Genomic DNA, 12436 nt, shown 5'->3' on the forward strand with positions numbered 1-12436 from the left:
CTTCTTTATCCAGTCATTGGAAATCCAATTTACCCTGGCGGGCAAACTGCTTTTGGCTATAATGATTATAAGTCAGGCCCTGAACCGTCAAAATGGAAGATAGAAAACAGTTAGGGGTAAAAAGGTGAACTGTTCGCCATGAGGGGGGAGCAATGGGAGCGGTAGGAAAGTGGATCAGAAGCAGGGTGCAGTCAGCCGGGGAACGCCTGTCCAGGAGGCTTGTCAACAAGCTTGTCCTGCTGTTTACCTCCATCATCACGCTGGTTGTCATCTCGCTGACCGTGATCTCGTACCAGATGCTGCAGCGGGAATCCGTGGAGCACAGCATCATCGGCACGACGAATACACTGAAGCTGGTGAACCAGAACCTGGAGGACTTCATTAGCGGGGTGGAGCAGCTGTCGCTGCCTCAGATCCGCTACGATCAGATTGTCAGCTCGATCGAGAATGAGCAGCATGACTATGCGGCGAGACTGTATCTGGAGAGCTACCTGAGGGAGCTCTATTATTCGCGCACGGATATGGAGGTCATCTGCTTCTACCTTGTGGAGCAGCAGAAGTACTACTATATTACGCGGGAGAATTACAATCTCCGGGTCCTTACGGCAGAGGGCGACGAGATTACCCGTCAGAGCTGGTTCCGCGCCATGATCGACCAGGGTGGCAGCCGCGAGTTCCAGTCCTTCTTCGAAGGGGAAAATGAAATCGGTTACGAAATCAATATCAAGAACAGCTTCATGGCTTACCATAGGGTGCTGAGGTCGATTCCAACCCGGGAGCCGCAGGCTCTCATTTCCTTCTACCTGAATTCATCGGTGCTGGACGGCATGCTGGCGGATGTGCCGCTCGGCAAGGGAGAGCAGCTGCTGTTCCTGGACAAGGATAACCGGCTGTTCTATGCAGCAGACATGGACTATTACAACCGGATTAAGCAGGCCGGCTTGTTAGACGGCATTACAGGGGATTCAGCCGGGAGGCTGACCTGGAGGGACGGGGAGGAGCGGTACCTCGTCATGTATGATGTCGGCAGCCAGAGCGGCTGGAAGCTGGTGAAGCCGATTCCGCACAAGGAGCTCTACGCGGCTGCCACAGCGACACGCGACTGGAGCATCCTGATTGGACTGGGCTTCATCGTGCTGTCCATCATTCTGGTGACGTATACCTCGAATGCGATTACCCAGCCGCTGAAGCGTCTGTCCCAGCAGATGAGCCGTTTCAGCACAGGCTCCTTCGATGCGGAGGCGGCCGTGACGGGCAGGGATGAGATTGCCTATCTGACCCGGCATTTTAACCAGATGGTGCGCAACACGAATGAGCTGATCAATGAACGGTACAAGATGAAGCTGAGCGAGAAGAATGCGATCCTGAAAGCGCTCGAAGCGGAAATCAATCCGCATTTTCTGTATAATGCCCTGCAGGCCATCTCCACCAAGGCGCTGAGGCATGAACGCTTCGATATCGCTGATATGGTGGACGCGCTCGCACAGACGCTTCGTTACTGCATCAGCGGCCGGGATGTCGTGCAGGCACGGGATGAGCTGAAGCATATTGAGCGGTACCTGTCGCTTCAGAAGGCGAGATTCGGCACGCGCCTGCAGGTGACAACCGATTGGGACGAGGCATTGATGGGGCTGGAGCTTCCCAAGCTGTCGGTACAGACGCTTGCAGAGAATGCGGTCAAGCATGCCCTGGAGAAGGTATCGACCACAGTGAACATCGCCATTAAGGCCCGCTTGTACAGCGGCAAGGCCGTTATTTCGGTTCGTGACAATGGCCCGGGAATACCGCCTGCAAGACTGGATGAGGTGCTGCGCTCACTCGCTTCGGGCTGGGAGGAGCGCGAGATCGGGGAGAGCATCGGCCTGACGAATCTCAGCACACGTCTGAAGCTGCTGTATGGCGAGGAAGCGGGGCTTGAGATTCGGACAGGTGAAGACGGAACAGAGATGAGTATGATCATTCCTCAAGGAGGCGGCAGCCATGTATAGCGTATTAATCATCGACGACGAAGAGCCGCTGCGCGAAGCGATACGGATATTGGGCGATTGGGAAGGACTCGGCGTGACGGAGGTGCTGGAGGCGGCAGACGGTCAGGCTGGACTCCAGATGCTGGAGGCGCACAAGATTGATCTTGTGATGGTGGATATGAAAATGCCGGAGTTCAGCGGGACCGAATTTCTCCAGCGGGTGGAGGAAGTGTATCCTGAGCTGATGACAATCGTCATCAGCGGCTATAATGATTTCGAATATACCCGGCAGGCCATCCGCTCCAAGGTCGTCGATTACCTGCTGAAGCCTGTTAACCGCCAGGATTTGAATCAGGCGCTGCGCAAGGCGGTGGATATCCTGGAGGCCAAGCGGCAAAGTGAGAGTGATTTTATTACGAAGAATATGACGCTTAACATGTCCATTCCGAAGCTGAAGGAGAAGATGTACCTGTCGATCATCGACCGCAGCTTCAAGAAGCAGACCAACGAGGCCTTCCTGCCGCTGATCGGGGCAGATGAGACGGATAATTACTTCGGAGCTGTGGTGCTGCGGATATTGAATGCGGATCAGGTGCGGCGAACGAGGTTTAACGGGGATACCGAGCTGCTGCATTTCGCAGTGGCGAATGTCGTCAGCGAGCTGGCGGCAAGAGACTTCTCCTGCTTCAGCTTCCCGAATCCGAAGCAGGAACGGGAGATGATCGCGGTCTATACCCGTCCCGGCGGCTTTAATGAGGATTCAGCCTTCCGTGCGGAGCTGCTGGTCAAGAAGCTGGCCGCAACGCTGAGTGATCTGTTTCACATCCGTGTGGCAGCGGGGATCGGACGTTCTTCCCGTGATATCCTGGGAATCGCAGATTCCTATGAGGCGGCCAAGGCTGGGCTGCAAGGTCTGGATCTCTTGAAACCGGGTACGGTGCTGGTGGCTGGTCCGGATGGTCCTGATGAGCCAGGCTCAGCCGCCCGGGAGGTCCAGCCTTTAGCGAGCCGCATCTCACTGATCCGCAATGCACTGGAAGGCGGGCATCAGAACCAGGCCTCCGGCGTGCTCGGCGATTTCCTGCGGAAGCTGAAGGGGGGCGGACGCTTCACCTTCAGCGATGCGGACCGCGTTATGCAGGAATTCATCCTGCTGATGAATGATGCGGCGCTGGAGCTGGGGGCAGCGCCCGGGCTGCTGCCGGGCGACAGCGGTACGGGCAGGGATTTTCCAGGACTGGACTATGAGGACTTCGAGAGCTTCGGAGACCTTCTTCACAGGCTGCTCGACCACTATTCGGCGGTAATCCGCAGGTCTGCGCCTGTGAACAAGCCGTTTGATATCACCGATATCAAGGCCTATATTGATGATTACTACTACGAGGATATCAAGATATCGGTATTTACCGAGAAGTATTATCTCAGCCGAGAGTATCTGATGAAGCTGTTCAAGCAGGAATACGGCTTCGGCATTCATGAATATGTGCAGAAGGTCAGGATGGATAAGGCGACAGAGCTGCTCGGCAATCCCGAGCTGAAGATTCAGGAAATATCCGAGATGCTGGGCTATAAGGACAAGAATTATTTCAGCAAGGCATTCCGCAATTACTTCGGCCGCTCACCGTCCGAATACCGGACCGCCGGGCAGCGGTAATTATGAGCACAGTCGTAGGACTTCACTTTTTTACCCTTAATATCTTACTTATCTACATTTTGCAGCCGCCTTCTTTTCTTTAATATAGACCTCAAGGACGAACATAACTTATAGGAAAATGGGGGCGTAAAGATGGTCAAACGCTTGGTGTCATTATCGGTTAGTCTGATGCTCGTGATAGGAATTCTTGCAGCCTGCGGCGGCAATAACGGCGGCGGCAATACAAGTCCTGAGAACAGCGGCGCAGCTGGCGGCAGTGCGGAGGAGAAGCCGGTCACAATCAACATGTTTACCGCTTCGCCAGAGTATACGGATGCGTTCAACGCGTATATCGCCGAATACAAGAAGGTTAAGCCGAACGTCACGATTAACCTGGAAATTATGCAGGCCGACTATAACACCGTGTTAAAATCCAGAATCGCGGCTGGCAGCACGCCGGATGTGTTCCAGACGACAGCCGGCGGAGATATCGATACATTCGCGGAGTACAGTGCGGACCTGACGGATGAGCCGCTTGCGGCAGCCATGACCGATGCCGTTCGCGCCAATATGTCGTCGACGGATGGCAGGGTGCTTGGACTGCCGGTCAAGGGCAATCTCTTCGCGCTGATCTACAATCAGAAGCTGCTGGAAGATGCGGGCATTGCCGAAGCACCGAAGACAATGGCTGAGCTGGAGGATGCGGCTCAGAAGCTGGAGGCTAAAGGTATCACCCCTTTTGCCAACGCTTACAAGGAGTGGTGGGTTTGGAAGCATATCTTCCAGCACTACGTTGACGCAGCGGCAGCAGAGGCGGGAGTAAGCCCGCAGCAGCTGGTGAGTGATTTTATCGCGGGCAAGGCGAAGATCGAGGATCATCCCATTCTTGCGGAGAATTTCTTCAACTTCATCGACCTGACCGTTCAGCATGGCACGCCTAAGCCGCTTGAGCGCGACAGCAATGCGCAGGTAAGTGATTTCGCGCTTGGCAAGACTGCCTTCATGACAGGCAAGGGGGCATGGGACGAAGAAGCGGTCAAGAAAATTACGCCGGATTTCCAGCTTGGCATCATGGGCTATCCGGTGGATGACAACCCGGAGCATACGCGGATCATTACCGGTGCGGATCAGGCCCTGCGGATCAACAAGGACTCGGAGACGGTGGATGAGACAATTGCCTTCTTCAACTGGCTGTATACGTCCGATTACGGCAAGAACTGGTTCTCCAGTGTTGCCAAGGTCATTCCTCCGGTCAAGGATGCGCCGCTGCCTGACCTGGATATGCCGAAGCAGATGGAAGAGATTCTGAAGACGAGTGAGTCGGGCGATCTGTCCATCAACTACTCCCTGGATATGTTCCACCAGCGGTTTGGAGAGATCATGCAGGCTTACATCGGAGGCAATAAGTCGAGAGAGCAGGCGATTGCCGAGATCGAGAAGTCCTGGGTTCAGTTGGGCTCAGCCCAGTAACACGCTATAATAAGGATAGCAGACAAGAGGCCCGGCATCTAAGATGATGCGGGCCTATGTCTATTTTTGAACCAATAACGAAACCGGAGAGGGTGCCTTTCATGGAACAGCTGATCGTAATCGAGGAGAATGGTCTGCATCTTGTGATCGAAGTGACGGACAAGCTGGATGTGCTGCTGCTGCATCTTGGAGCGGAGCCGTACGAACCGGGAGCGGTAACAGATAAGCAGAAGCCGGGCTATCGGCTGCTGGAGCTTCAGCTGAGCGGGGAAGACCGCGCGGAATATCACGGACGGACACACCGGGCCACCTATCCGGGCCTGCGGATGCAGTATGATTCTCATCTCGATACGCGGAGCTCAGCCGGACGCAAGTTGGAGGTCGTGCTGCGCGATCCGGTCAGCGGAGTGCGCGCCGTACAGCATTACCAGTTCTTCGACGGCTTGAAGGTGGCGAGCAGCTGGACGGAGCTTGTTCATGAAGGCAAGAGCCCGGTGGGCGTGGAGTACGTATCCTCCTTCGTGCTGACGGGTGTTGACAAGGAGGGCAGCCGAGACCGCGATGACAAAATGAGGCTGACGCTCGCCCATAATGCCTGGCAGAGCGAGCTGCAGTGGCGGACCTACACCCTGCCGGAGCTCGGGTTCTCCCATATGACCGACAGAAGCTCGAAGCGGATCTCCTGCAGCAACACGGGCTCCTGGTCTGCGGCCGAGCATATTCCGATGGCTGTGCTGGAGAACACGGAAGCGGGAACGGCCCTGTTCTGGCAGATCGAGCATAACGGCTCCTGGCACTGGGAGATCACCGACCAGGTGGACCGGCTCACCCTGCAGGTCAGCGGCCCCACCGAGCATGATAACCACTGGTGGATCGAGCTGCAGCCGGGCCAGTCCTTCGTTTCCGTATCTGCTGCTGTAGGTGTGGTCAGCGGCGGGCTGGAAGAAGCCCTTGGGGAGCTGACGCGCTACCGCCGCTTGATTCGCCGGCCGAATGAGGACAACCGGCTGCTGCGGATTATTTTCAACGATTATATGAACTGCCTGTGGGGCAAGCCGACGGCGGAGAAGCTGATTCCGTTGATTGATGCGGCGGCAGACGTAGGCTGTGAGTACTTCTGCATTGATGCGGGCTGGTATGCGCCGGGTGACTGGTGGGACGGGGTTGGCGAGTGGCTGCCTTCTGAAGAGCGGTTCCCCGAAGGCATCAAGTATGTGCTGGACTATATCTGCAGCAAGGGAATGATTCCGGGGCTGTGGCTGGAGCTGGAGGTTATGGGCATCAACAGTCCGAAGCTCGCGGATACGGATGACAGCTGGTTCTTCATGCGGCACGGACGGCGGGTGATGGACCGCAGCCGCTACCAGCTGGACTTCCGGAACCCAAGGGTTATAGCGCATGCGGATGAAGTCATACGCAGGCTTGTAGAGGACTACGGGGTTGGCTATATCAAGATGGATTACAATATTAACGCTGGTATTGGCACAGAGACCGCTTCGGATAGCACAGGAGATGGCCTCCTGCAGCATAACCGGGCATACCTGGCCTGGCTGGACTGCGTGTTTGCCCGGTATCCGGAGCTTGTCATCGAGAATTGCTCCAGCGGCGGCATGCGAATGGACTATGCTATGCTGAGCAGGCACAGTATTCAATCGACCAGCGATCAGGAAGACTATGTCCGGTATGCATCCATTGCTGCAGGCTCGCCCGGTGCACTGACACCCGAGCAGTCCGCAATATGGTCCTATCCGCTGCGTGAGGGTGATGACGAGGAAGTCATCTTCAATATGGTCAACGCGCTGCTCCTGCGGATTCATCAGAGCGGCCACCTGGCTGAACTCAGCCCCCGCCGCCATGCACTGGTTAAGGAAGCGCTGGACTATTACAAGACGATCCGCAGCGATATCCGCGAGGCGCTGCCATTCTGGCCGCTCGGGATGCCGAAGCCGCAGGACGACTGGATCAGTCTTGGTCTCCGCAGGGACGACCGGATATACATCGCGGTATGGCGTACAGGCGGCAGTAAATCCGAAGTAAGCCTGCCGCTGCCGGAGCTGCAGGGAAGAGAGCTGCATGTCCGCTGTGCATACCCGAAGGGCGGTATCTGCGGACTGAAGTGGGATGCTGCAGAAGCTGTCCTGAAGGTTGAGCTTGCTGCTGCACCGGCGGCCAGGCTGATTGAAGTGCGCTTGTAAGTACCTTGATGGATAAGTTGATATTGATGGGGATTTTCAATAAAAATCGCGCCGATATCAGTAATTTTATATCGAAAAATGTCGACCCTTACCCTTATAATAGAGACAGGTATCTATATCATATTCTGCTGGCTAAAGGGGTAAGGGTCATGAACATGAACATCAGGAGAAAGCTAATGGGCAGCTTCGCGGCGGTGCTGCTGCTGACCATGATCGTAGGGGCGGTAAGCTGGACAGAGATGAATGAGATGAATGATTCATATGAAACGCTGATCTCGGACCGGGTTGCCAAGATACTGCTGATCAAGGATTTAAAGCATGGGGTGGTCGAGCAGGGCAAGCATGCGACAGGCTACATGCTGACGGGCAATACCGCCTATCTGGATTGGTACGAGAGTGAGAGGACTCGTTTTTCCAGCAATATGAAAGCGCTTCAAGAGGTTCAGGTGCTGGATGAAGCCATTAGGCTGGCAAGCAAGCTTGAGAGTCTGGAAGAGCAATACGCTGAGGCGGTAAGCGAGATTGTATCCTACCGTCAGGCAGGAGACATGAATAGAGTTATCCGGATGGTCGAGGAAGACAGCTCGTCTATTGTCCAGCAGATTGAGCTTACGGCGTCAGAATTGGAAGCGTTTCAGCGGAAGCAGATGGAGACAACGCTTGCCGAGACAGCCGGGGAGGTCAGGATGGTGCAGGTTACCGTACTCGCGACCGTAATAGCCGCGCTGCTTGCTGGTATTGTGCTTTCCCTCCTGGTTACCCGGGCTATCGCGCGGCCGGTGAAGCTGGTTGCTCAGGCAGCCAGAAGAATTGCAGACGGCGATTTGCGGGACGCTGACCTTCATGTGCGCCAGAGGGATGAGATCGGCCAGCTTGCAGGAGCCTTTAACGAAATGAAACGCAATCTGAGCAGTCTTATGCTGGCTGTCCATCATAATGCCGCTCAGGTTGCCGCAGCCTCGAAGGAGCTGTCGGAGCACTCGGCGCAAGCTGTACAGGCTTCGAATCATATCGCGGAAGCGGTACAGGGAATCTCCCAGTCTGCCGATCATCAAGCGTCCCGCATGCGGGATAATAAGCAGGGATTGGAAGACAGCTCAACAGCCCTGCTGCGGATTGCCCAATCTGCGACAAGTACAGCGGAGTCCTCGGAAGAAGCGATCCAGCAAGCGGAAGGCGGTAAGCGGCTTCTCGCGGATACGGCAGCCCAGATGAGGAATGTGCAGATGACGATGGAGCAGTCGGCTGAAGCGGTCTACAATCTGGGGGAGCAGTCCCGGCAGATTCATGAGATCACCCAATTTATCCGGGAAATTGCGGAACAGACCAATCTGCTGGCCCTTAACGCCTCCATTGAAGCAGCCCGGGCAGGCGAGCATGGACAGGGCTTCGCTGTTGTTGCGGCTGAAGTCAAGAAGCTGGCCGATCAAGCAGGGGAAGCGTCCAGCCAGGTTGGCAGTGGAATTGACCGGATGGTAGGCACCATTAACCAGGCTGTCGAAGCGATGCGAAGGGGCGGCGGGGAACTGCAGGCCGGTACCAGTATTATGAACCGGACAGGTGAGGCGTTCGATGCGGTGTATGATGCGATCCGTCATGTTGCTGCACAGGCAGAGGAAGTGTCTGCTGCCACAGAGGAGCTGTCAGCGGTTACGGGGCAGCTGCTCGAGTCTGAGCATCAGGTTGCCGAGCTCTCCGAGCATATATCCGGACAGTCCCAAACCTCGGCCGCGGTTTGCGAGGAACAGCTTGCTTCGATGGAGGAGGTTGCGGTATCAGCTGATTCGTTGAACCGTATGGCTCAGCAGCTTAGAGAAGAGCTCGGCAAATTCAAGCTTAATCAAGCGGATACCAGTGAAGGTCTGTCAGACGAGTCTAAGTCATAGGCGGTTTTGCCGTATTCCTTGATGGCGCTTAACTTATTTAGTACACTAGTGGGGACTGTGATTAGAGGAGGACGCCCGTGGAAAGCCTGCAAGTGCTTAAAGTATTAAATAACAATGTGGTTATCGCGTCTCATGGGCACTACGGGGAAGTCGTCGTCATTGGCAGAGGCGTTGGGTTTGGCAAGAAGGCGAAGGACCTGATTCAGGCTGATGCAGGCGAGAAGATGTTCATTCTGCGCAATCAGAAGGAGAAGGAGCTGTACAAGCGCCTGCTGGAGCAGGTGGACGAGAAGCTGATTGGCGTGATGAATGATGTCATTTATTATATTGCGCAGCATGCCGGTGCGCCGCTTAATGAACACATCCACATTGCTTTGACGGATCATATTGCCTTTGCGGTCATGCGCAATCGCCAAGGGATTACCGTACACAATCCGTTTAATTACGAAACCCGGGAATTTTACCCGAGAGAATATAAGCTGGCTGAGCATGCTGTCGCGGAAATTAACAGCAAGCTTGGCATTGAACTTCCTGATGATGAGATCGGTTTCGTAGCCCTGCATATTCATAGTGCGATCGCCGACCGGCCAATAGGAGAAGTTAGAGAGAATTCCCAGCTTATTTCGGACCTGGTCGAGCTCATTGAGCGCAGCCTCGGAATTAAGGTGGAGAGGGACAGCTTGAATTATTCGCGGCTGCTCCGTCATCTGATGATTGCGCTTGAGCGGGTTAGACGCGGTGAGCAGGTGGACGAGCCGGGTAAGATAACAGAACTAATCAAGGCAGAGTATCCAGAGATGTATTCGCTTGCCTGGACACTGATCAAGGTCATCCAGCAGCGGCTGCATAAGCCCGTCTATGATGCGGAGGCTGTTTTTCTAACGCTGCATCTGCAGCGCATTGTGCAAAACAGCACAGATTACAAGTAGTGAGTATGCAGTATGTGAACGTTTTTTGACAAAGGTTGTCTAAAAAAGTTTAACGGTGCTATAATCACTACTGCACACAACCTTAGCAGCCACTACAATTGCATAAATCGTGTAACTGATTCGATCAGGCATGAGAAGTTCAAGGATTCTTGGGAACAGCCGTAGGTAAAAAAACCTCAGTCGGGGTAATATACCTACGAACATGTTGTTCCGTATTATGAATCCTTGGTCCTCTCATGCCTTTTTGTGTTGTTGTCGTGAATGCCGAGGGAAATTACGAAATTAGGGGGAAGAAATCCAATGTTCAAGAAGTTTTTTGGAGTTCTCCAGAAGGTTGGACGGGCAGTCATGCTGCCGGTGGCGATCCTTCCAGCAGCGGGTATTCTGCTGGCACTGGGTAATGTCCTCAGTAATGAAGACCTTCTGGCCTTGGCGCCGGCGCTTGAAGCTGATTGGGTTCAGATGATTGCGCACGTTATGGAAGAAGCGGGGAATATAGTCTTCGCGAACCTGTCACTGCTCTTTGCCGTCGGTGTAGCCGTCGGGCTTGCAGGCGGTGAAGGGGTAGCCGCACTGGCAGCTATTGTCGGGTACCTGATCATGAACGTTACAATGGGCGTTCTGATGGAGGTTACGCCTGAGATGGTGGCTAATGATGCAGGGTACGCGAACATCCTGGGCATTAATACGATGCAGACCGGGGTCTTCGGCGGTATCATCATCGGTATACTGGCGGCTGTCATGTACAACCGGTTCTTCAAGATTGAACTGCCGTCTTACCTGGGATTCTTCGCAGGGAAACGGTTCGTGCCGATTGTTACAGCCGGTTCAGCCCTGTTGGTCGGTATTGCCATGATTGCCATCTGGCCGCCGGTTCAAAGCGGTCTGAACTATTTCTCGGAAAGTCTGGTCGGGACCAACCTGACACTGTCCGCATTTATCTTCGGTGTAATTGAACGAAGCCTGATTCCGTTCGGTCTGCACCATATTTTCTACTCGCCGTTCTGGTTTGAATTTGGTGAATATGTCAACAGCGCGGGCGAAATCGTGCGTGGTGACCAGAAGATTTTCTTCGCACAGCTGAAGGATGGGGTGGAGCTTACTGCCGGTACCTTCATGGTTGGTAAGTTTGCCTTCATGATGTTTGGTCTGCCTGCAGCAGCGCTTGCCATGTACCATGAAGCAAGACCAGAGCGCAGGAAGATTGTGGCCGGCATCATGGGCTCGGCTGCCCTGACTTCGTTCCTGACAGGTATTACAGAGCCGCTCGAATTTACATTCCTGTTCGTAGCACCTGTTCTGTTCGGTATTCACGCGATCTTCGCAGGTCTCTCCTTCATGATCATGGAAATTCTGAACGTGAAGATCGGGATGACGTTCTCGGGCGGTGTTATCGACTTCCTGCTCTATGGTGTTATCCAGAACCGTACTGCTTGGTGGCTGGTTATTCCAGTCGGTCTGGTCTTCGCTGTTATCTACTACTTTGGCTTCCGGTTTGCGATTCGCAAATTCAACCTCAAGACGCCAGGCCGGGAAGACGTTGTAGAAGCGGGTGGTGACGGGGCGAAGGGTGAAGTCGGCGAACTGCCGCGCAATGTTCTTGCCGCACTGGGCGGAGCGGGCAACATTGCGAGCCTTGATGCTTGTATTACACGCCTGCGTGTGCAGGTTAAGACGCCTGCGGAAGTGGATAAGGAGCGCTTGAAGCAGCTTGGTGCTGCCGGAGTTCTTGAAGTAGGGAACAACATCCAGGCGATCTTCGGCACACGTTCCGATACGCTGAAGACACAGATCCAGGATGTGATTGCGGGCAAAACGCCTGAGCCGGTAACACCTGCAGAAGCAGCAGCGGCACCAGCGGGTGAAGCCTGCGATCTGATGATGGAAGAAGAGATTGTCGCGCCGGTCAACGGCGAGATTAAAGATATATCCGAAGTGCCGGACGAAGTGTTCTCGAACCGGATGACAGGAGATGGCTTTGCGGTACTGCCGCAGGACGGAAATGTTGTATCGCCGGTTAACGGAACAGTGTATAACGTGTTCCCGAGAAAGCATGCTATCGGCATCCGTTCTAATGCAGGCAAAGAAGTGCTGGTACATTTCGGTATCAATACGGTTAAGTTAAAGGGACAGGGCTTCAACATCCTGGTACAAGAGGGTGACGAGGTGAAGGCCGGTCAGCCGATCATGGAGGCCGATCTGGAATTCATCAAGGCGAATGCGCCGTCCACTATGACACCGATTATTTTCACAAACCTGCCTGAGGGTGCATCGGTTGTCCTGAACAAGACAGGCCCGGTTACAGCGGGTACGAAGAACATCATCACGATTCGCAAACCATAACAAATCCAAGTTA

General features: G+C 54.5%; 7 protein-coding genes. All 7 read left to right on the plus strand.

Going from position 1 to position 12436, the window contains the following annotated elements; genetic code table 11:
* Positions 1-152: 152 nt before the first annotated feature.
* The 7 genes from DNH61_RS01620 to ptsG all read left to right on the plus strand — a co-directional run bounded on the left by DNH61_RS01620 (position 153) and on the right by ptsG (position 12423).
* A complete protein-coding gene (locus DNH61_RS01620; protein WP_111144958.1) occupies positions 153-1988 on the plus strand; it encodes a sensor histidine kinase in 1836 nt (611 codons plus the stop codon).
* Positions 1981-3621: a response regulator transcription factor gene (locus DNH61_RS01625; RefSeq protein ID WP_111144959.1), complete on the plus strand. Its 1641-nt coding sequence runs from the start codon at positions 1981-1983 to the stop codon at positions 3619-3621. The genes DNH61_RS01620 and DNH61_RS01625 overlap by 8 nt, the downstream gene beginning before the upstream one ends.
* A gap of 132 nt (positions 3622-3753) precedes the next feature.
* The gene (locus DNH61_RS01630) at positions 3754-5070 is read left to right on the plus strand and encodes an ABC transporter substrate-binding protein (RefSeq protein WP_111144960.1); all 1317 of its coding nucleotides are present in this window, start codon (positions 3754-3756) and stop codon (positions 5068-5070) included.
* 101 nt (positions 5071-5171) lie between these two features.
* Positions 5172-7265 (plus strand): glycoside hydrolase family 36 protein, encoded by a 2094-nt coding sequence (locus tag DNH61_RS01635; protein ID WP_111144961.1) that lies wholly within the window; start codon positions 5172-5174, stop codon positions 7263-7265.
* A gap of 149 nt (positions 7266-7414) precedes the next feature.
* Positions 7415-9151, plus strand: a complete 1737-nt coding sequence (locus DNH61_RS01640) for a methyl-accepting chemotaxis protein (RefSeq protein WP_181438541.1) — start codon at positions 7415-7417, stop codon at positions 9149-9151.
* Positions 9152-9228: 77 nt separating this feature from the next.
* Entirely contained in the window at positions 9229-10080 is an 852-nt protein-coding gene (gene glcT, locus DNH61_RS01645) for a glucose PTS transporter transcription antiterminator GlcT (protein WP_111144963.1), read from the plus strand.
* Positions 10081-10380: 300 nt separating this feature from the next.
* Positions 10381-12423 (plus strand): glucose-specific PTS transporter subunit IIBC, encoded by a 2043-nt coding sequence (ptsG, locus tag DNH61_RS01650; protein ID WP_111144964.1) that lies wholly within the window; start codon positions 10381-10383, stop codon positions 12421-12423.
* Positions 12424-12436 lie beyond the last annotated feature (13 nt).

The sequence above is a fragment of the Paenibacillus sambharensis genome (assembly GCF_003233845.1).
Classification (GTDB): Bacteria; Bacillota; Bacilli; order Paenibacillales; family Paenibacillaceae; genus Paenibacillus_I; species Paenibacillus_I sambharensis.

Bases quoted from the DNA above. Each gene is read 5' to 3' on its own strand.
- DNH61_RS01630 (WP_111144960.1), top strand. From the start codon at position 3,754: ATGGTCAAACGCTTGGTGTCATTATCGGTTAGTCTGATGCTCGTGATA.
- DNH61_RS01635 (WP_111144961.1), top strand. From the start codon at position 5,172: ATGGAACAGCTGATCGTAATCGAGGAGAATGGTCTGCATCTTGTGATC.
- DNH61_RS01620 (WP_111144958.1), top strand. From the start codon at position 153: ATGGGAGCGGTAGGAAAGTGGATCAGAAGCAGGGTGCAGTCAGCCGGG.
- ptsG (WP_111144964.1), top strand. From the start codon at position 10,381: ATGTTCAAGAAGTTTTTTGGAGTTCTCCAGAAGGTTGGACGGGCAGTC.
- DNH61_RS01640 (WP_181438541.1), top strand. From the start codon at position 7,415: ATGAACATGAACATCAGGAGAAAGCTAATGGGCAGCTTCGCGGCGGTG.
- DNH61_RS01625 (WP_111144959.1), top strand. From the start codon at position 1,981: ATGTATAGCGTATTAATCATCGACGACGAAGAGCCGCTGCGCGAAGCG.